Raw genomic sequence first — 20,378 nt, 5'->3', positions numbered from 1 at the left:
CCACGTAATGTAGGCCGGGATACTGCGATTACGCGTCCGGGAACTCACGAATAAAGCGCTCGACATCCTCGACCATATGGTCGTTGCCGACGAAGAATGAACGGCGCTGGTGCAGGCTTTCCGGCACGATATCCAGAATACGCTCTTTCCCATCGCTGGCCTTGCCGCCGGCCTGTTCCGCGAGGAACGCCATCGGGTTGCACTCATACAGCAGACGCAGCTTCCCTTCCGGGTGGCTGGCGGTGCTTGGGTACAGGTAGATGCCGCCTTTCAGCAGATTACGGTGGAAATCGGCCACCAGAGAACCGATGTAGCGTGAGGTGTACGGGCGCTGCGTGGACTTATCTTCTTCCTGGCAGAACTTGATGTACTTTTTCACGCCGTTCGGGAATTTGATGTAGTTACCTTCGTTGATCGAGTAAGTGCTGCCGCGCTGTGGGAAGCGCATGCGCTCCTGACACAGGCAGAATACGCCCAGCGACGGGTCGTAGGTAAAGGCATGTACGCCGCAGCCGGTGGTGTACACCAGCATGGTCGAGGAACCATATACCACATAACCGGCGGCCACCTGACGGTTGCCCGGTTGCAGGAAGTCTTCTTCGGTAACCGGCGTGCCGACTGGCGTTACGCGGCGGTAAATCGAGAAAATGGTGCCGACAGAGACGTTAACGTCGATGTTAGATGAACCATCCAGCGGGTCCATCAGGACCACGTATTTCGCGTGTTCGCAGCCGTCGAAGACGACGATTTCATCTTCCTCTTCGGAGGCGATACCGGCGACGATGTCACGTGCACGCAGCGCAGCTTTCAGTTTCTCGTTCGCGAACAGATCGAGCTTTTGTTGTACTTCTCCCTGTACGTTTTCAGCGCCGCTGGCACCCAGGATATCGACCAGACCGGCCTTATTGATATCGCGGTGGATGATCTTAGCACCTAACTTTATTGCCGACAGCAAAGCAGTGAGTTCACCGGTTGCGTGTGAGAACTCGTGCTGCTTCTCGACAATAAATTCACCTAACGTTTTCATAACACTTTCCCTGACAGTGGATGTTGAGTAAAACGGCTGCAACAATACTAACAAAGAATAAAAAAAATACGCACAGGTGAATCGCGCCAGCAAACTACGGAATATCCTGAAATGCATTTCTCTGCCGGCAAACATATGGGTAAAATGCGGGGCAGATAAAAAAAGGATAGTGACGTATGCGCATTCATATTTTGGGTATTTGTGGCACTTTCATGGGCGGTCTGGCAATGCTGGCTCGTTCGCTGGGTCACGAAGTCACGGGTTCGGATGCCAATGTGTATCCCCCGATGAGCACGCTGCTTGAAAAGCAAGGCATTGATTTAATTCAGGGCTATGACGCCAGCCAGCTTGACCCGCAGCCGGACCTGGTCATCATCGGCAACGCCATGACGCGCGGTAACCCGTGCGTGGAAGCGGTGCTGGAGAAGAACATTCCGTATATGTCCGGCCCGCAGTGGCTGCACGATTTCGTGCTGCGCGACCGCTGGGTTGTGGCGGTTGCCGGTACCCACGGTAAAACCACTACCGCCGGTATGGCGACCTGGATCCTTGAAGAGTGCGGCTATAAGCCGGGCTTCGTCATTGGCGGCGTGCCGGGTAACTTTGAGGTTTCCGCACGTTTGGGCGACAGCCCGTTCTTCGTGATCGAAGCCGATGAATACGACTGCGCCTTCTTTGATAAGCGTTCCAAATTCGTGCATTACTGCCCGCGTACCCTGATCCTCAACAACCTTGAGTTCGATCACGCGGACATCTTTGACGATCTGAAAGCTATCCAGAAACAGTTCCACCACCTGGTGCGCATCGTGCCGGGACAGGGCCGTATCATCCTGCCGGAAAACGACGCGAACCTGAAACAGGTGATGGCGATGGGCTGCTGGAGCGAGCAGGAGCTGGTGGGCGAGCAGGGCCACTGGCAGGCGAAAAAGCTGAACACCGACGCCTCCGAGTGGGAAGTGCTGCTCGACGGTGAAAAGGTCGGAGAAGTGAAGTGGGGCCTGGTCGGCGAACACAACATGCATAACGGCCTGATGGCGATTGCCGCCGCGCGTCATGTCGGCGTGACGCCGGCCGATGCCGCCAACGCGCTGGGCAGCTTTATCAACGCCCGTCGCCGCCTGGAGCTGCGCGGTGAAGCCAACGGCGTTTGCGTTTACGACGACTTCGCGCACCACCCAACGGCTATCCTCGCGACGCTGCAAGCGCTGCGCGGCAAAGTCGGCGGTACGGCGAAAATCATCGCCGTGCTGGAACCGCGTTCGAACACCATGAAAATGGGCGTCTGCAAAGACGACCTGGCGCCGTCTCTGGGCCGCGCGGATGAAGTGTTCCTGCTGCAGCCTCAGCACATTCCGTGGCAGGTTGCGGAAGTGGCGGAAGCCTGCGTGCAGCCAGCCCACTGGAGCGCCGATGTTGACGCGCTGGCGGATATGATCGTGAAAAGCGCCGAGCCGGGCGACCATATTCTGGTGATGAGCAACGGCGGGTTTGGCGGCATTCATCAGAAACTGCTGGAAAGGCTGGAAAAGAAGGCTCAGCACTAAACGGCTGAGCTGGGCCCCTCACCCTAACCCTCTCCCCACCGGGGAGAGGGGACCGATTGAGCAGCTAGCACGATTGGTTTTCTCCCTCGCCCCTTTGGGGAGAGGGCCGGGGTGAGGGGCCCCGCTCAACACAACACTCTCCCTCGGTACCCAAACATGCTTACCGCCAAAAAAATCACTACCACCGATTCTCCCTTATTCCCGCCGCTCGATGCCCTCTATACCCACGCCTTTCCGTGGCACGAACAGCGCGAACTCCCCGCCAAACAGCGCGCGCTCAATGACCCACACTATGCGCTGGAAGCGTGGTTCGACGGTGAGTTATTCATCGGGATGAGTGGGACATGGGCATTTAACGGCTATATCTACATCGAACATCTGGCCGTCGACGGCAGCCTGCGCTCGCAGGGCTACGGTAAGCGCCTGCTGGGGCAAATTCTCGAGCGCGCGCCGAAAACGATTCTGGAAATCGACCCGTTGACCACCGAGATTGCCCGCAAGCGTCTGCGTTTTTATGAAGGCATGGGGTTCTTCGCTAACCCGTGGCCGCACGCGCACCCGACCTATCACGCTGGTATCGCCGATCACGAATTAATTGTGCTGAGCTATCCGCAGCCGATTGACGAGGCTCAGTACCAGCGTTTCAACCATGATTTGTGCCAGATTGTGATGGCGTAACGCGTCATCATTGCCGGATGGCGGCGTAAACGCCTTATCCGGCCTACAATTGGCACCGAATGTAGGCCTGATAAGCGAAGCGCCATCAGGCGGTCACACGCAGATAAAAAAATACCCTCACGAAGAGGGCATTTTACGGAAGCTTATTCCTGGTTTTCAGACAGCTCGCGCAGATACTGGAAAATCTGGCGGGAAGATTTCGGCGGCTTGTTGCCGGCTTTTTCTTTCCTGGCGTTACGCACCAGCGAACGCAGCTGTTGGCGATCGGCGGCGGGCCACAGATTCATCACTTCTTCGATGGCTTCATCGCTACCGTCGACCATACGATCGCGCAGTTGCTCCAGCTTGTGGAACACAACCACCTGCTGGTTGTGACGGTTTTTCAGCTTATCCAGCGCCTGGCGGTAAGGTTCAACGTCACGCTGACGCAGCATTTTACCAATCAGCTGCAGCTGGCGGCGGCGGCCTTCCATCTTAATGCGCTGCGCCAGTTCAATGGCGGCGCGCAGGTCGGCGTCCAGCGGGATTTTATCCAGCGCGTTCTTACCGAGCTCAACCAGTTCTACCCCAAGCTTTTTCAGCTCTTCGGCATCACGTTTAATTTCACTCTTGCTGACCCAGATAATTTCATCATCTTCGTCCTCGATATCATCACCGGGGACTTCGTCGAGCCAGTCTTCGGGCTGCTTTGTCATTTCAGGCTCCTTAAAAAAGAGGCTAATACTAACAGCTTGAGCGCATACTGAGAAAGGGTTCTCTGTTAGACTTCATTTAACTTTACCTCAGATTATGGCTTAGACGATGAAAGTGATCACACAAGTTGCGGAACAACGTATTGCGCTGGAAAAAGCGGTCTCCACGGCACTCGAGCTGGCAGCCGCTCAATCGGACGGCGCGGAAGTCGCGGTCAGTAAGACCACCGGTATCAGCGTCAGCACGCGCTACGGTGAAGTTGAAAATGTCGAATTCAACAGCGATGGCGCGCTGGGGATCACCGTTTATTACCAGAATCGTAAAGGCAGCGCTTCCTCTACAGACCTGAGCCCGGACGCTATCGCCCGTACCGTGCAGGCGGCGCTGGATATTGCCCGCTACACCTCGCCGGACCCGTGTGCGGGCGTGGCAGACAAAGATCTGCTGGCCTTTGATGCGCCGGATCTTGACCTGTTCCACCCGGCGGAAGTCTCCCCGGATGAAGCGATTGAACTGGCGGCCCGCGCTGAGCAGGCTTCCCTGAAAGCCGACAAACGCATCACCAACACCGAAGGCGGCAGCTTCAACAGCCATTACGGCATTAAAGTCTTTGGCAACAGCCACGGTATGTTGCAGAGCTACAGCTCAACCCGTCATTCCCTTTCCAACTGCGTGATTGCCGAAGCGAACGGCGACATGGAGCGTGATTACGCCTACACCATCGGCCGCGCGCTGGGCGACCTGAAGTCTCCGGAATGGGTCGGCGAAGAGTGCGCACGCCGTACCCTGTCGCGCCTGGAACCGCGCAAACTCTCTACCATGCAGGCGCCGGTCATTTTCGCCAATGAAGTGGCAACCGGGCTGTTTGGTCACCTGGTCGGCGCGATTGCCGGTGGCTCGGTGTACCGTAAATCGACCTTCCTGCTGGACTCGCTGGGTAAGCAAATTCTGCCGGAGTGGCTGACCATTGAAGAGCATCCGCATCTGCTGAAAGGGCTGGCTTCGACGCCGTTCGACAGCGAAGGCGTGCGTACCGAGCGTCGTGACATTATCAAAGACGGTATCCTGACCCAGTGGCTGCTGACCAACTACTCCGCGCGCAAGCTGGGCCTGAAGAGCACCGGTCACGCGGGCGGCATCCACAACTGGCGCATCAAGGGCCGCGGCCTGAGTTTTGAAAAGTTGCTTAAAGAGATGGGCACGGGTCTTGTCGTGACGGAATTGATGGGGCAGGGTGTTAGCGGCATCACCGGCGACTACTCGCGCGGTGCCTCAGGTTTCTGGGTGGAGAACGGCGAAATTCAGTACCCGGTGAGCGAAATCACCATCGCGGGCAACCTGAAAGATATGTGGCGCAATATTGTCACCATCGCTGACGATATTGAGACACGGAGTAATATCCAATGTGGTTCCGTACTGTTGCCGGAGATGAAAATCGCCGGGCAGTAATCACGTGTTGGGCGCATCCTGCTGCGCCCGTTCGCTTAAATAATAAAAAGGAAGTGAGCAATGCGTAAAAAACTGGTAGCGATGCTGGCGGTCTCCGCGCTGGCACTGGGTTCGGCTTCAGCGTTCGCCGACCTGGGCGAAGATATGGACACCCTGGCGGAAAATCTGCAGGTGGTGCAGAAAACCTCCGACGCGGGCGAGCTGAAAGCGGCGCTGACGAAGATGCGCACCGCGGCGGAAGATGCCAAAAAAGAGACTCCGCCAAAGCTGGAAGGCAAAGCGGCTGATAGCGCGGAAATGAAAGACTATCGTCACGGTATGGATACGCTGATTGGTCAGATTGACGGTGCGCTGAAGCTGGCGAACGAGGGCAAAGTGAAAGAGGCCCAGGCCGCCGCGGAAGCTTTTAAAACCACCCGCAACGAGAACCACAAGAAGTTCCGCTAACGCCTTTTCCGGAAGGTGTCGCCCGATGCCTTCCGTATTTCTCTCCCGTAAAACTTCATCGATATCACACTTTTCACCTTCATTTTGCCATTCGTATTTCCAATGACCTTGTCCCTCAGACGTGACATTCATCACGCGAATATATCGAAATCGTTATTTTCGTGGCGAATCTGTGAATCCGATCACTCAGGCCGTCTACCTTTCCACTTCGAAGTGGAAAACAACTCGCTACAAACTCCCATCCCCCGGCGTTAGGTTTATCCCCAGAGACATTAGCGGGGTAACACGAGTGAATAACGGAGCGGTAATACACGACGCAGGGGAGCAGGCGCTACAGACCGAACGGCTGGCCGACAACATGTTGCAGCAGGTGTTCGCACTGTTACGCCGCCGCGATATCACCCCTAACGACGTGCAGGAGCAAATGCTGACCTCCCACGTGCGGGCCATGGCCCACCGGTCAATCAGCGGCGAACCGCTGCCGGAAGTGGATGCCAGCCTGTTTGAAGAGATTTCTGACGATTCAATGATGCTTGCCCGAGAAGTGGTCGCGGCGTTTGGCAACCTGCCTGATGAAGAGGCCTGGCTGCTGTCCGTTCACTTCGAAGTCGCAAAAGACAACCTGTAAGGAGCAACAAATGGAACAGATCACCGTAGTAATTGGCGACCGCCTGGGTAAAGGACAAAAAGTTGCCGCTGGCGCGGAAAAAGCCGGTGCTCGTGCAGTTGTGGTACCGGGCGTCGCTGCCGATATGAAGCTGGGCGACATGATGAAGGCCGAGAATGCAACCTTCGGTATCTCCTTCTGCGGCAGCGGCGGTGCGGGGGCTATCACCGCGCAGACCAAATATGGCTACAAGGCGAAATACGGCATGCGTTCGGTGGAAGAGGGCGTGACTGCCATCAACGAAGGCTGCAACGTGCTGGGCTTCGGCTTTATGGACAAAGAAGAGCTGGGCGAACGCCTGGTAGAGGCCTGGAAGAAGAAGTACGGCGCTTGAGTATGAAAGAGCAATTCACCACCACGGTGAGGGTCACGGGCAAAGGCGAGAGCAAAACACGGGCGTTCGCCGATGCCCTGAACCACGTGCAGGCTGCGGTGATGAAAACATCATCGCATATCTTACTGCGTATTGAGCCACAGGATGTGCAGGTTGTTCATGCGCGCGAAGCGGTACGAAAAGAGGCGTTCTTATTCTTCTTTTTACGCCGTGAACGACGAGCGTACAGCGTGGAGCTGGACGTTACCGTCAACGTGACCGCCATTGATATCGATAAAGTGGATTTCGTCACGCAAACCTGATTTTCACCAAAGGGTCAGACTATGTTCCTGATAATTTTAATAAAATCGCTCATCATCGGCGGCCTTGTTGGCGTCGGCGTGGGCGCCGGAGCGGCACGCATGTTTCACGCGCCCACCACGCAGGGGATGGGGGCGTTTCGTACGTTGGGCGAGCTGAACTCCTGTGAAGGCGATCCGGCTTCCCACTTTTCATTTGGCCTCGGTTTCTTCTTTAACGCCTGGGCTTCTTCCGTTGCAGCAGGCTCCTTCACCCAGGACGTTGACCACCGCATTATCCCGAACTGGGGCGCGGCGGCGTTGATGATCAAAAACCGCAACGTCGGTGAAACGCTGCATGACCCACGCAAAATGGCGATTGCCTGCGGCATCATCGGCATGATTGTCGTAGCTTTCCTCAACCTGACGGCCTCTTCCGTTCCGCAGGCGCTGCAGGTCACCGCCGTGAAGGTGCTGGTACCGGCGGCCAACCTGCTGGTCAATACCGTGATGCCGGTGATCTTCTGGCTGGCGGCGATTGATGCCGGTAAGAAATCAGGCTTCTGGGCCACCATCTTCGGCGGCGCAGCGCAGCTGATTATGGGTAACGCCGTACCGGGTCTGGTGCTGGGTATCCTGATTGGTAAGGGCGTTGAAGAGAGCGGCTGGCATCGCGTCACCAAAGTAATGATGGGCGCTATCGTTGCGCTGTTCGTCCTGAGCGCCTTCTTCCGCGGTTTCGACATGAAGATGATTGAATCCTTCCACCTGACCGTACCGAACTGGCTGGATCTGATCCACAGCTCAATCAGCGGCAAATAACGGGAGCCTGACATGGAACAAAATAAAGGTTTTTGGTATGCCGACTGGTCTTTCCCGATCTTCGTTGGCCTGCTCTCCTCCGGCGTGTTTGCCGGGACGCATATGTACTACCTCTACGGCATCGGCGCTTTCAACGAAGTGGCCTTCGTGGCGATGCTGAAAGCCGGGATTGATACCGGGGCTTACGGTGCGGTTGCCGCGTTCGGCGCGAGCTTCCTGTTTGCCCGTATCATCGAAGGTTCGCTGGTGGGGATTCTGGATATCGGCGGGGCGATTCAGACCGGCGTTGGCCTCGGCGTTCCGGCACTGCTGCTCGGCGCGGGCATCATGTTCCCGGTGACCAACTTTATTGCCTCCCTGATTACCGGGCTGGTGATTGGTCTGGCGATTGGCTACATCATCATCCTGGCGCGTAAGTTCACCATCAACCAGAGCGACTCCACCTACGGGGCCGACGTGATGATGGGCGCGGGTAACGCCTCCGGCCGCTTCCTCGGCCCGTTGATTATCCTCAGCGCGATGACCGCCTCGATTCCTATCGGCATCGGTTCTCTGGTTGGCGCACTGCTGTTTTACATCTGGCAGAAGCCGATTACCGGCGGCGCGATACTGGGGGCGATGATCCTCGGTTCCATCTTCCCGGTTGCCATTAGCTGATAGCGTTTCGTTGTAGGCCGGATAAGGCGCAGCCGCCATCCGGCAACGCCGCCTGATGGCGCTGCGCTTATCAGGCCTACACGCCCCCCATTACAACAGGAGAGAGAGATGTTTGATTTACTCCTGCGCCGTGCGCGCCTCGTCGACGATACCCTGACTGATATCGCCATCAAGGACGGTTCAATCGCGGCGCTGGGCGAGATTAGCGCACCTGCCCATAAAACCATTACGCTGGACGGGAAATATTACGCCAGCGCCGGCTGGATTGACTCCCACGTCCACTGCTACCCGAACTCACCGATTTATCACGATGAGCCGGACAGCGTCGGTATCGCCACTGGCGTCACCACCGTAATTGATGCCGGCAGCACCGGCGCGGACGACGTGGATGATTTCTACCAACTGACCCGTAAAGCTGCGACCGACGTCTATGCACTGCTCAACATCTCCCGCGTCGGGCTGATTGCCCAGAACGAACTGGCCAATATGGCCAATATCGATGCCGACGCGGTGAAGCAGGCGGTGGCGCGCCACCCGGACTTTATCGTCGGCCTGAAAGCGCGCATGAGCAGTAGCGTGGTCGGCGAAAACGGCATTACGCCGCTGGAGCGGGGTAAAGCCATCCAGCAAGAAAACGGCGACCTGCCGCTGATGGTGCACATTGGTAACAACCCGCCAAACCTTGATGAAATCGCCGAACTGCTGAGCTCCGGCGACATCATCACCCACTGCTACAACGGCAAACCGAACCGTATTCTGACGCCGCAAGGCGAACTGCGCGGTTCCATCGTGCGCGCCTTAAAGCGCGGCGTGCGTCTCGACGTCGGCCACGGCACCGCCAGCTTCAGCTTTGAAGTGGCCCGCCGTGCGATTGCGATGGGCATTCTGCCGCACACCATCAGCTCCGATATCTACTGCCGTAACCGCATCGACGGTCCGGTACGCTCGCTGGCGCTGGTGATGTCGAAATTCCTCGCTATTGGTATGTCGCTGCCGCAGGTGATTGATTGCGTGACCCGCCATGCCGCCGAGGGGTTACGCCTGACGCACAAAGGACGACTGGCAGTCGGTTACGACGCGGATATCACGCTGTTTACCCTCGCGCAGACGCCAACGGTGCTGGTGGATGCCGAACAAGAGAGCCTTCAGGCTGACAAGATTCTGCTGCCGCTTGCCGCGATTCGCGCGGGCAAGGGCTATTTGACCGAACAAGGGAGCGCGGAAAATGCCTTCAATTTTTGAAAAATACGATTTAAAACAAGTGATTAATACTTCTGGTCGCATGACCGCACTCGGCGTCTCTACGCCGCGCCCGGAAGTGGTGGAAGCCGCGATGGCGGGCATGAATCAGTACTTCGAGATGAAAGATCTGGTGAATAAAACCGGCGCCTATATTGCGAAGCTGCTGGATGTTGAAGGGGCGACCGTGGTGTCCTGCGCGTCCGCCGGTATTGCGCAATCCGTGGCGGCGGTGCTGGTAAAAGACAGCGACTGGCTGCTGGAAAACCTGCACGTCACCCCGATTGAAAACAACGAAATCGTGCTGCCGAAAGGCCACAACGTCAACTTCGGCGCGCCGGTCGGCACTATGGTGGCGCTGGGCGGCGGCAAGCTGGTGGAAGCGGGCTATGCCAACGAATGTTCTGCCGACCAGCTGGCGGCGGCGATTACCCCGCGCACGGCGGCAATTCTTTATATCAAGTCTCACCACTGCGTGCAGAAAAGCATGCTTAACGTGGCACAGGCTGCGGCGGTCGCGCGCAGCCATAATCTGCCGCTGATCGTTGATGCGGCGGCGGAAGAGGATCTGCATGCCTACTATCGTGCGGGGGCGGATCTGGTCATCTACAGCGGCGCGAAGGCGATCGAAGGGCCAACCAGCGGGCTGGTGATTGGTAAAACCCAGTACGTAGAGTGGGTGAAGCGCCAGTCGATGGGCATTGGACGTGCCATGAAGGTCGGTAAAGAAGGCATTCTGGGTCTGACCTGCGCCATTGAACACTATCTGACGGCGACCAAAGAGAGCGGCGAAGAGATGGTGGCGAAGATGACCCCGTTTATCAACCAGCTTAATACGCTCAACGGCGTCACCGCGCGTGTGGTGTGGGATAGCGCGGGCCGCGATATTGCCCGTGCGGAGATTAAATTTGATGAAGCGGCGACCGGCGTGAATACCGGCGAGCTGGTGGCGGCGCTGAAGCAGGGTGAATACGCCATCTACTTCCGCGGCTACAAGGCCAACGAAGGCATTATCGAAGCCGATGTCCGCAGTGTGGATGCGCAGCAGCTGGAGATTGTCTCCCGCCGTATTGCTGAAGTGTTAAACCAGGAGAAAAAAGCATGAAACTGACCCCAAACTTTTACCGTGACCGCGTCTGCCTGAACGTTCTGGCGGGAAGCCTTGAGAACGCCAGCGAGATTTATGAAGCGGCGGAAGGTCATGTGCTGGTGGGCGTGCTCTCCAAAAACTATCCGGACATCGCCAGCGCGGTGGCCGACATGCGTGAATACGCAAAGCGGATTGATAACGCGCTCTCCGTCGGCCTGGGCGCGGGCGACCCGAACCAGTCGGCGATGGTCAGCGAAATCTCCCGCCAGGTGCAGCCGCAGCACGTTAACCAGGTCTTCACCGGCGTGGCGACCAGCCGCGCGCTGTTAGGGCAGAACGAGACCGTGGTCAACGGCCTGGTTTCGCCAACCGGCACCGTCGGCATGGTTAAAATTTCTACCGGCCCGCTGTCCAGCAACGCGCCGGACGGTATCGTGCCGCTGGAAACCGCGATTGCCCTGCTGAAAGATATGGGCGGCAGCTCGATTAAGTACTTCCCGATGGGCGGCCTGAAGCACCGTGATGAGTTTATTGCGGTGGCACAAGCCTGCGCGCGCCATGATTTCTGGCTGGAACCGACCGGCGGAATCGATCTGGAAAACTACGGCGAGATCCTGAAAATTGCGCTGGATGCGGGGGTCAGCAAAATTATCCCGCATATCTACAGCTCAATCATTGATAAAGACAGCGGCAATACGCGTCCGGCGGACGTGCGTCGACTGCTGGAGATGACTAAACAGCTTGTTAAGTAGTGCCGATTGCCCCTCACCCCGGCCCTCTCCCCACAGGGGAGAGGGAGAAAACCGACCGTGCCTTTTACGTCGATCGTGTGTAAAAGTGCCGAACGGTCCCCTCGCCCCTGTGGGGAGAGGGTTAGGGTGAGGGGAAAAACCTCACCGAACCATCAAGGAGTCACCATGCCAACCGCTCGTCATCTGCTTGTTGCTTCACTCTCTTTGCTTGCTACCACGGTTACCGCCCAAACTCAGTATGCCTGGGTTGGTACCTACAATCCCAATGGTGAAGGTCTATACCGTTTTACCATTGATGGTAAGACCGGCGCCCTACACGATAAAGCGCTTGTCAGTTCCCTGCCCAACGTCGCGCAGCTTACCGTCAGCCCCGATGGTAAGACGCTGTATGCCGCCAGCGAGGTGGAAAAAGGCGTGGTGCAGGCGTGGAGCATCGCCGCGAACGGTGAGCTTAGTAGCCTGAATCAGGTGGCTTCCGGCGGCGCGGGGCCGGTCTATCTCTCCTTGACGCCGGACGGTCGTCATCTTCTGGTCGCCAACTATGTGAGCGGGTCGATCGCGGTGCTGCCGGTGAAAGAGGACGGCAGTCTGGGCGAGGCGGTCGATGTGCATCAGGATCAGGGCCCGGCAGGTGCGGCGCGCCCTGCAGCAGCAGCGGAGGGGAGTTTTGCTATCAGCGATCATAACGGCCCGCACGCGCACATGGTTGCCAGCGATCCGAGCGGTCAGTTTGTGTATTCCACCGATCTGGGGCTGGATCGGATCTACCAGTATCGTTTGGATAGCGCCAGCGGCAAGCTGACGCCGAACGATCCGCCGTTTATCGCCGCCTCCTCGGCAGGGGCAGGGCCGCGACATTTTGTCTTTACGCCAGCAGGTGATGGGCTATGGTTGATTAATGAAGAATCCTCCACGCTGACCTTTTATCACCTCGATAAACAAAGCGGCCAGCTGCGCGAAGGCAAGACGGTCTCGGCGCTGCCAAAAGAGTACAAAGGCACCAGCTTTGCCGCAGGGCTGGTGTTAAGCCAGGACGGCAAGCAGCTGTATGTCGCCAATCGCCTCCACAACAGCATCGCCCACTTCACCGTGATGGCCGACGGCAGCCTGTCGCACCAGGACGATATCTGGACGCGTGGCGACTATCCACGAACGCTAACGCTTGATAAGCAAGGACATTGGCTATATGTCATGAATCAGCGTAGCGATAATATTACTCGCTTTAGCGTGGCGCCGAAGGACGGCAAGCTGACGTTTTCACCGGACTATACGCCGGTTGGCAGCCCGTCTCAGATGGTGATTTCCACGCAACCTTAAGCCGTAACTTGAAGGAACCGACATGCGATTTCCCAACCAACGTTTAGCGCAACTCTTTACCCTGCTGCAAAACGAAACGCTGCCCCAGGATGAGCTGGCGCAGCGGCTGTCGGTCTCAACCCGTACCGTACGCGCCGATATCACTGCGCTCAATGCGCTTTTGATGCATTACGGCGCGCAGTTTGTGCTGACGCGGGGCAGCGGCTACCAGCTAAAAATCGACGATCCCACGCGCTACCAAACGCTGGAAGAGAGTGCGCCGAAAACGCAGCATATCCCGCGCACCGCTCAGGATCGCGTGCACTTTTTGCTGGTGCGCTTTTTAACGTCGGCGTTCTCCATCAAGCTTGAGGATCTGGCTGATACGTGGTTTGTCAGCCGCGCCACGTTGCAGAGCGATATGGTCGATGTACGCGAGCATTTTCAGCGCTATCAGCTGACGCTGGAGACGCGTCCGCGTCACGGCATGAAGCTGTTCGGCAGCGAAGTCTCTATTCGCGCTTGCCTGACCGATCTCCTGTGGGAGCTAAGCCAGCAGGGGCCGCTGAACCCGCTGATGCGTGAAGAGGCGTTTGATGCGAGTGTGCCAACGCTGCTGGAAGGCACGCTGCAGGAGATGTTAACCCGTCACCATGTGCGTCTGACCGATGCGGGCGAACGTTTTATTTGTCTGTATGGTGCGGTGGCGGTACGCCGCGTACGCGACGGATATCCACTGGCGGATTTCAGCGCGGAAGATGTGGCGCAAAACGTGCGCGATGTGGCTCGTGATTTCGCCAATACTTTGCAGCAACTGGCGGGGAAAGGTTTTTCGCTGGCGGAAGAGGAGTGGCTGTGCGTGCACCTCGCCGCCCGTCAGGTGCAGGACGTTGACCCGGAAACCATTAGCGCCGACGATGACGAAGCGCTGGTGAACTACATCCTGAGCTATATTAATCAGCAATATAACTACAATCTACTGGACGACGCCCAGCTGCATGCCGATCTGCTGACCCACATCAAAACCATGATTACCCGGGTGCGTTACCAGATAATGATCCCCAACCCGTTGCTCGATAACATCAAGCAGCACTATCCCATGGCGTGGGACATGACGCTGGCGGCCGTCTCCAGCTGGGGAAAATATACGCCGTACGCCATCAGTGAAAACGAGATTGGTTTCCTGGTGCTGCATATCGGCGTCGGGCTGGAGCGCCACTACAACATTGGCTATCAACGTCAGCCGCAGGTGCTGCTGGTCTGCGATGCGGGTAACGCGATGGTGCGGATGATTGAAGCTATTTTGCAGCGTAAATACCCGCAGATAGAAATTGGCGCCACGCTCTCCCAGCGCGAGTATGAGCAGCGGGCGACGGTGGCGGAAGATTTCGTCATCTCGACGGTACGCATCAGCGAAAAAGATAAACCCGTAATCACGATTGCGCCGTTCCCCACCGACTATCAGCTGGACCAAATCGGTAAGCTGGTGCTGGTGGACCGTACCCGCCCATTTATGCTCAACAAATACTTCGATGAAGCGCACTTCCGCGTGATTGACGCGCCGATGGATCGGCAAACGCTGTTTGCCGAGCTATGCCAGCAGCTGCAGCAGGAAGGGTTTGTTGATGCCGCATTCCACGCGTCGGTGGTGGAGCGTGAAGCGATTGTCAGCACCATGCTCGGCGACGGCATTGCGCTGCCGCACGCCTTAGGGCTGCTGGCGCAGAAGACCGTGGTGTATACCGTTATTGCTCCCCACGGTATCGCCTGGGGCGACGAAACCGCACACATCATCTTCCTGCTGGCGATCAGCAAAAGCGAGTATGAAGAGGCGATGGCCATCTACGATATTTTTGTCACTTTCCTGCGCGAGCGAGCGATGGCCCGCCTGGCAGCGACCCGCAGCTTTGATGAGTTTAAGGCGGTGGCAATGGAGTGCGTCAGCCGGTTTTGAGAGGCGCTATCCAGAACGCAATGTAATTCAAATGTAATGCTATAATGCATTACATCTTTGCGCTTTCTGGAGACATAATGGCTACGCTCAACGTCCGACTGGACGATAATCTCAAAAAAGAGGCTTATGCCGTGCTGGAAAAACTCGATATCACGCCAACCGAAGCCGTCCGGCTTTTCTTTCAGTACATTGCTGAAAATGGGCGTATGCCGGTAAAAACGGCGATCATTAGCGACAGCGAAGAGGCGTTGCTGCAAACGGTTCGTGAGCGTCTGGCGAACCCGGAGAAAGGCATCAAGGTTAATCTGGATGACCTATGAGCTGGAGTTTGATCCCCGTGTGCTTCGGGAGTGGCACAAGCTCGGTGAAACGGTAAAAGCACAGTTTAAAAGCCGTTTGGCAAAGGTGTTAAAGAATCCACGGATCGCCTCTGCCAGGCTGCATGAATTTCCTGACTGCTACAAAATAAAGCTCAAAGCGTCTGGGTATCGGCTTATGTATCAGGTTCGCGACGACGTCGTGGTCGTCTTTGTTATCGCGGTGGGGAAACGTGAAAGATCAGCCGTTTATCAGGACGCGCATAAACGGCTGTAGCGCTTAACGCAGGTGGTGCACGACCTGATTGCTGCTGCCGCGCCAGATCAGCGCCGGGTCTTTTAAATCCTGCACAAACTTGCCGTCCACCAGCACGTTGATCAGATCAACGACTTCCATTTGCGCGGCATTCAGTTCGTCAATCTTGTAGCCGGTCCACACCCAGATATCTTTGCCGGGACATTCAGCGTGGATGCGTTGCACCAGCTTGAGGATCTCCGGCACGTTCTGCGGATGCAATGGGTCACCGCCGGAGAGCGAAATTCCCTGGCGCTTGACGCGGGTGTCGTTGAGGTCGGCGATGATGCGGTCGGCCATCTCGGCGGTGAACGGCTGGCCGGAGTTCACGCGCCAGGTGCTCTTGTTGTAGCAGCCGGGGCATTCGTGAACGCAGCCGGCAACGAACAGGGTGCAGCGCGTGCCGGGGCCGTTGACGATATCGACGGGGTAGTATTGATGGTAATTCATTTTCGCATTCCAGATGGAACGGCACCTGTAGGCCGGATAAGCGCAGCGCCATCCGGCAATCGGCTCAGGTTTGCCTGATGGCGCTGCGCTTATCAGGCCTACGTTGGTGCAATTCGCTGTGAACGATTCCCTCTCCCCTGAGGGAGAGGGTGAGGGGATAAACCGCTCGGCCTTAACCGAGCTGCCCGTTACCCAGGTGTTTAACGCGGCGCTTTACTTCTTCCTGCTTACCGGCGTTGAACGGACGGGCATCCGGGCTTCCGAGGTAGCCGCACACGCGGCGGGTGACCGACACGCGAGCCGCGTCATGGTTACCGCATTTCGGGCAGGTGAAGCCTTTGCTGGTGCATTCGAACTCACCGGTAAAGCCGCACTCGTAGCATTCGTCGATCGGCGTGTTGGTTCCGTAGTACGGCACGTGCTGGTAGCTGTAGTCCCACACGTCTTCCAGCGCTTTCAGGTTGTGCTGAATGTTCGGGTACTCGCCGTAGCAAATGAAGCCGCCGTTCGCCAGCGGCGGGTACGGTGCTTCAAAGTCGATTTTGTCGTACGGGTTAACTTTCTTCTCCACGTCGAGGTGGAAGCTGTTGGTGTAGTAGCCTTTGTCGGTTACGCCTTCCACCACGCCAAACTCGGCGGTGTCGAGACGACAGAAGCGGTCGCACAGGTTTTCGCTCGGCGTGCTGTACAGGCTAAAGCCGTAGCCGGTTTCCTCTTTCCACTGGTCAACGGCATCGCGCAGACGCTGAACGATCGCCACGCCTTTTTCACGCAGCATTTCGTTGTCGTACATATGCTGATTGCCGAACAGCGCGTTGATGGTCTCGTGGATACCGATGTAGCCCAGAGAGATGGAGGCGCGACCGTTTTTGAAGATTTCTGAAACGTCGTCGTCTGCTTTCAGACGCACGCCGCAGGCCCCTTCCATGTAGAGGATAGGTGCCACACGGGCTTTCACCCCTTCCAGGCGGGCAATACGGGTCATCAGCGCTTTACGCGCCAGCACCAGACGTTCGTCGAGCAGAGACCAGAATGCGGCTTCATCGCCTTTGGCCTCCAGCGCAATGCGCGGCAGGTTAAGGCTGATCACGCCGAGGTTGTTACGCCCATCGTGAACCTGCTCGCCGTTTTCATTCTCCCACACGCCGAGGAAGCTGCGGCAGCCCATCGGGGTTTTAAACGAACCGGTGACTTTCACCACCTGATCGTAGTTGAGGATGTCCGGATACATGCGCTTGCTCGCGCACTCCAGAGCCAGCTGTTTGATGTCGTAGTTGGCATCGCCCGGCTTGTGGTTCAGACCGTCGCGAATGGCAAACACCAGCTTCGGGAACACCGCGGTTTTGCGGTTTTTGCCGAGGCCCGCGATACGATTACGCAGAATAGACTGCTGAATCAGACGTGATTCCCAACTGGTGCCGAGGCCGAAGCCAAAGGTCACGAACGGGGTCTGGCCGTTGGCGGTGTGCAGCGTGTTGACTTCATACTCCAGCGACTGGAAGGCGTCATAGCACTCTTTTTCCGTGCGGGAGCGAGCGTACTCTTCCGCGTTCGGAATCTGCCACTCGTTGGCGATTTTACGATGCTTGTTGAAGCTTTCGGTGACGAACGGCGCCAGTACTTCATCAATGCGGTTGATGGTGGTGCCGCCGTAAATGTGGCTGGCGACCTGCGCGATAATCTGCGCGGTTACCGCCGTGGCGGTCGAGATGGATTTCGGCGGCTCAATTTCCGCGTTACCCATTTTGAAGCCCTGGGTCAGCATGCCTTTCAGATCGATCAGCATGCAGTTGAACATCGGGAAGAACGGCGAGTAGTCGAGGTCATGGTAGTGAATCACGCCGCGCTCGTGCGCCATGACCACGTCGTGCGGCAGCAGGTGCTGGCGAGCGTAGTGTTTGGCCACGATACCGGCCAGCAGGTCGCGCTGGGTCGGGATCACTTTACTGTCTTTGTTGGCGTTTTCGTTAAGCAGCGCCGAGTTGGTCTGCTCAACCAGGCCGCGAATTTCTTGGTTCAGGCGGCCGCGCTTCTCGCGCTGGCTATCGCGGTCATGGCGATATTCGATGTAGGCGCGAGCGAGCTGTTTGTACGGCCCGGACATCAGCTGGTTTTCAACGGCGGTCTGAATTTCGTTGATATCAACCTGCGGCTGGCCCTGCATTTGTTGGCTAACGATTGCTGCGACGGTGGCGCAATAGTCTGCGTCATCGACTCCCGCTGCTTTAGCTGCACGCAGAATTGCTTCTTTGATGCGCTCTGATTTGAACGGCACTTTACAGCCATCTCGTTTCATCACATGCGGTGTCATGATCACTCCAATATTTATAAGAACAGGTTATCCACAGAGGTGGGAAAACAACGATTGGCGTATTTACTCCATTAACCAACACTTTCCCCCGCGTGTGGCCCAGGTTATCCACATATCGGCTATCTTTTTCGTGATTCTCATTGTGCAATGATAGACGATAAATACCATATGTTGGGCCGGGACGCATTTTAAGTTCTATATGTAGTGATTTGCATCAAAGATGTTTGCGCTTTTATTGATTCAGAACAAAGTAAAAATGCAAGAGTACAGATGACAGGCGCTACAGGTTATGTAAATTTTGTTGCGCAATAAATGTCCAAAAAAGGACTGAAAAACAGCGGGATGCGAAGAAGCCCGGCAGCAGGGCGCTACCGGGCCGGCGGTTTAACGCTGAAGCCACCAGATGGCTTCAAACGGTCGCAGCGTCATGCCAGCAGGGGTGGCGTAGTTGCTCATCAGCACCTCGCCATCGGTGGAGCCTGCCGGTGGCTCCCAATCCTGCGGCTCGCCGCTGAGGTTCGCGGCGACCAGCAGCGTCTGCCCCTGCCACTGACGGCGGTAGCACCACAGCGATGGATGCGCCGGCAGCAGATCCTGATAGTCGCCCCAGGTCAGTACCGGTTCGGATTTACGCAGTGCAATCAACTGTTGGTAGGCGTAAAACACCGAGTCAGGGTCGGCCAGCGCACGTTCAACGTTGATGTCGGCAAAGTTATGGCTGACGCCAATCCACGGTTCGCCGGTGGTAAATCCGGCATTAGGACTGGCGTCCCACTGCATCGGCGTACGGCTGTTGTCGCGGGATTTGCTGGCCAGAATCGCCAGCAGTTCCCCGGCATCACGCCCCTGCGCCAGCAGCTCGTTATACATGTTGTGGCTTTCAACGTCGCGGTATTGCTCTATCGTCGTGAAGTGTGGGTTGGTCATGCCAATCTCTTCACCCTGATAGATGTACGGCGTACCCTGCATGCCATGCAGCACCATCGCCAGCATCTTCGCCGCCGTAATGCGATATTCACCCTCATCGCCAAAGCGGGAGACGATGCGCGGCTGGTCGTGGTTACACCAGAACAGCGCATTCCACGCCCGGTTGTGCATGCCCTGCTGCCAGTGACTAAACAGCGATTTCAGCGCCACGAAATCCGGACGCGCCAGCGTCCACTTCTCGCCGCCAGGGTAGTCCACCTTCAGGTGGTGGAAGTTAAAGGTCATCGACAGCTCTTTGCCGTCGAGAGAGGCATATTGCTGACAGTTTTCGAGGGAGGTGGAGGACATCTCGCCAACGGTCATCAGGTTGCGCGGCGTAAAGACGTCGCGGCTGAACTCCTGCAGGAACTCGTGCGCGCGCGGGCCATCGGTGTAGAAGCGGCGACCGTCGCCCTGATGATCGTCCGGGAAGGACTGGTCTTTAGAGATGAGGTTGATAACGTCGAGACGCAGGCCATCGACGCCGCGATCGGCCCAGAATTCACAGACCTTTTTCAGTTCAGCGCGTACCGTCTCGTTTTCCCAGTTGAGATCCGCCTGCTCGGTAGCGAACAGGTGCAGATAGTACTGCCCGCTGGCCGCATCCCACTGCCAGGCGTTGCCGCCAAACTTCGAACGCCAGTTATTCGGCGGGGTTTCCGGCGTGCCGTCGCGCCAGATATAGAACTGGCGGTACGGACTCTCTTTATTCAGCGATTCTTTAAACCACGCATGGTGGGTGGAGGTGTGGTTGAGCACCATGTCCAGCACGATACGAATGCCGCGCTGATGTGCTTCGGCAACCAGCTTATCAAAATCGTCGAGCGTACCGTAAGACGGGTCGATGTCGGTGTAGTTAGCGATGTCGTAACCGTTATCCACCTGCGGAGAGACGTAGAACGGTGTTATCCAGAGGGCATCAACGCCGAGCTTTTGCAGATAGTCGAGTCGTGAGGTCACGCCGCGCAGATCTCCCGTTCCGCTGCCGGTCGTGTCCTGGAAGCTTTTCGGGTAGATCTGGTAAATCACGCCGTTTTGCCACCAGTGAGGTAGTGTATTCATGGGTTGTCCTCGAATAAGAATCAGGGGCGCAAATGCGCCCCGAAGAAGGT

The 20,378-nt window shown here is 57.0% G+C and carries 21 protein-coding genes and 1 pseudogene; 16 read left to right on the top strand and 6 right to left on the bottom strand.

The window, feature by feature from the left end; genetic code table 11:
* Positions 1-28: 28 nt before the first annotated feature.
* Positions 29-1,027, bottom strand: coding sequence for a class 1 fructose-bisphosphatase (gene fbp / locus ABTW00_RS20985; protein WP_064546953.1), 999 nt, complete (start codon positions 1,025-1,027; stop codon positions 29-31).
* Between the two features lie 176 nt (positions 1,028-1,203).
* Here fbp and mpl point away from each other — a divergent pair, with 176 nt between their 5' ends.
* Positions 1,204-2,571, top strand: coding sequence for a UDP-N-acetylmuramate:L-alanyl-gamma-D-glutamyl-meso-diaminopimelate ligase (mpl, locus tag ABTW00_RS20980; protein ID WP_167577029.1), 1,368 nt, complete (start codon positions 1,204-1,206; stop codon positions 2,569-2,571).
* Between the two features lie 156 nt (positions 2,572-2,727).
* Entirely contained in the window at positions 2,728-3,249 is a 522-nt protein-coding gene (locus ABTW00_RS20975; protein WP_433637393.1) for a GNAT family N-acetyltransferase, read from the top strand.
* Between the two features lie 12 nt (positions 3,250-3,261).
* Here the strand turns inward: ABTW00_RS20975 and ABTW00_RS20970 are convergent.
* Positions 3,262-3,339 (bottom strand): annotated as a pseudogene (locus ABTW00_RS20970) (hypothetical protein); the annotation flags it as partial.
* Positions 3,340-3,392: 53 nt separating this feature from the next.
* Positions 3,393-3,944, bottom strand: a complete 552-nt coding sequence (gene yjgA / locus ABTW00_RS20965; RefSeq protein ID WP_064546960.1) for a ribosome biogenesis factor YjgA — start codon at positions 3,942-3,944, stop codon at positions 3,393-3,395.
* 106 nt (positions 3,945-4,050) lie between these two features.
* Between yjgA and pmbA the strand changes: the two genes are divergently transcribed.
* The 14 genes from pmbA (at position 4,051) to ABTW00_RS20895 (ending at position 15,521) form a co-directional block, all read left to right on the top strand.
* Positions 4,051-5,391 (top strand): metalloprotease PmbA, encoded by a 1,341-nt coding sequence (gene pmbA, locus ABTW00_RS20960; protein WP_433637390.1) that lies wholly within the window; start codon positions 4,051-4,053, stop codon positions 5,389-5,391.
* Positions 5,392-5,451: 60 nt separating this feature from the next.
* Positions 5,452-5,838, top strand: coding sequence for a cytochrome b562 (gene cybC, locus ABTW00_RS20955; protein WP_433637388.1), 387 nt, complete (start codon positions 5,452-5,454; stop codon positions 5,836-5,838).
* Between the two features lie 289 nt (positions 5,839-6,127).
* Positions 6,128-6,466 (top strand): glycine dehydrogenase, encoded by a 339-nt coding sequence (locus ABTW00_RS20950; RefSeq protein WP_433637386.1) that lies wholly within the window; start codon positions 6,128-6,130, stop codon positions 6,464-6,466.
* Positions 6,467-6,476: 10 nt separating this feature from the next.
* Positions 6,477-6,839 (top strand): SFCGS family glycine-rich protein, encoded by a 363-nt coding sequence (locus ABTW00_RS20945; protein WP_004206501.1) that lies wholly within the window; start codon positions 6,477-6,479, stop codon positions 6,837-6,839.
* Positions 6,840-6,841: 2 nt separating this feature from the next.
* Entirely contained in the window at positions 6,842-7,141 is a 300-nt protein-coding gene (locus tag ABTW00_RS20940; RefSeq protein WP_163445807.1) for a DUF4312 family protein, read from the top strand.
* A gap of 21 nt (positions 7,142-7,162) precedes the next feature.
* The gene (locus ABTW00_RS20935) at positions 7,163-7,939 is read left to right on the top strand and encodes a DUF4311 domain-containing protein (protein WP_065358445.1); all 777 of its coding nucleotides are present in this window, start codon (positions 7,163-7,165) and stop codon (positions 7,937-7,939) included.
* A 12-nt stretch (positions 7,940-7,951) separates the two neighbouring features.
* Positions 7,952-8,596 carry a DUF4310 family protein gene (locus ABTW00_RS20930; RefSeq protein ID WP_065358444.1) on the top strand — a complete coding sequence of 215 codons (645 nt, stop codon included), beginning with the start codon at positions 7,952-7,954 and terminating at the stop codon, positions 8,594-8,596.
* Positions 8,597-8,704: 108 nt separating this feature from the next.
* Positions 8,705-9,838 carry an amidohydrolase/deacetylase family metallohydrolase gene (locus tag ABTW00_RS20925; RefSeq protein ID WP_433637383.1) on the top strand — a complete coding sequence of 378 codons (1,134 nt, stop codon included), beginning with the start codon at positions 8,705-8,707 and terminating at the stop codon, positions 9,836-9,838.
* Positions 9,822-10,940 (top strand): DgaE family pyridoxal phosphate-dependent ammonia lyase, encoded by a 1,119-nt coding sequence (locus tag ABTW00_RS20920; RefSeq protein WP_065358442.1) that lies wholly within the window; start codon positions 9,822-9,824, stop codon positions 10,938-10,940. Before ABTW00_RS20925 ends, ABTW00_RS20920 begins: the two co-directional genes overlap by 17 nt.
* Positions 10,937-11,677, top strand: a complete 741-nt coding sequence (dagF, locus tag ABTW00_RS20915; protein WP_433637380.1) for a 2-dehydro-3-deoxy-phosphogluconate aldolase — start codon at positions 10,937-10,939, stop codon at positions 11,675-11,677. The genes ABTW00_RS20920 and dagF overlap by 4 nt, the downstream gene beginning before the upstream one ends.
* 165 nt (positions 11,678-11,842) lie before the next feature.
* The gene (locus ABTW00_RS20910) at positions 11,843-12,994 is read left to right on the top strand and encodes a lactonase family protein (protein WP_433637377.1); all 1,152 of its coding nucleotides are present in this window, start codon (positions 11,843-11,845) and stop codon (positions 12,992-12,994) included.
* A 22-nt stretch (positions 12,995-13,016) separates the two neighbouring features.
* Positions 13,017-14,927 carry a BglG family transcription antiterminator gene (locus tag ABTW00_RS20905; RefSeq protein ID WP_433637375.1) on the top strand — a complete coding sequence of 637 codons (1,911 nt, stop codon included), beginning with the start codon at positions 13,017-13,019 and terminating at the stop codon, positions 14,925-14,927.
* 77 nt (positions 14,928-15,004) lie between these two features.
* Complete coding sequence (locus ABTW00_RS20900; protein WP_433637373.1) at positions 15,005-15,247, top strand: type II toxin-antitoxin system RelB/DinJ family antitoxin; 243 nt, start codon at positions 15,005-15,007, stop codon at positions 15,245-15,247.
* Complete coding sequence (locus ABTW00_RS20895) at positions 15,237-15,521, top strand: type II toxin-antitoxin system RelE family toxin (protein WP_433637370.1); 285 nt, start codon at positions 15,237-15,239, stop codon at positions 15,519-15,521. Before ABTW00_RS20900 ends, ABTW00_RS20895 begins: the two co-directional genes overlap by 11 nt.
* Before the next feature lie 3 nt (positions 15,522-15,524).
* Here the strand turns inward: ABTW00_RS20895 and nrdG are convergent, their stop codons facing one another.
* The 3 genes from nrdG to treC all read right to left on the bottom strand — a co-directional run bounded on the left by nrdG (position 15,525) and on the right by treC (position 20,328).
* A complete protein-coding gene (gene nrdG / locus ABTW00_RS20890) occupies positions 15,525-15,989 on the bottom strand; it encodes an anaerobic ribonucleoside-triphosphate reductase-activating protein (RefSeq protein ID WP_064546967.1) in 465 nt (154 codons plus the stop codon).
* Positions 15,990-16,161: 172 nt separating this feature from the next.
* The gene (gene nrdD, locus ABTW00_RS20885; RefSeq protein WP_065358396.1) at positions 16,162-18,300 is read right to left on the bottom strand and encodes an anaerobic ribonucleoside-triphosphate reductase; all 2,139 of its coding nucleotides are present in this window, start codon (positions 18,298-18,300) and stop codon (positions 16,162-16,164) included.
* A gap of 384 nt (positions 18,301-18,684) precedes the next feature.
* Positions 18,685-20,328, bottom strand: coding sequence for an alpha,alpha-phosphotrehalase (gene treC / locus ABTW00_RS20880; RefSeq protein WP_433637366.1), 1,644 nt, complete (start codon positions 20,326-20,328; stop codon positions 18,685-18,687).
* Between the last annotated feature and the right edge of the window lie 50 nt (positions 20,329-20,378).

Source organism: Kluyvera georgiana, assembly GCF_050990895.1.
GTDB classification, from domain to species: domain Bacteria; phylum Pseudomonadota; class Gammaproteobacteria; order Enterobacterales; family Enterobacteriaceae; genus Kluyvera; species Kluyvera georgiana.
This window is presented reverse-complemented; position numbering and strand designations above follow the sequence as displayed.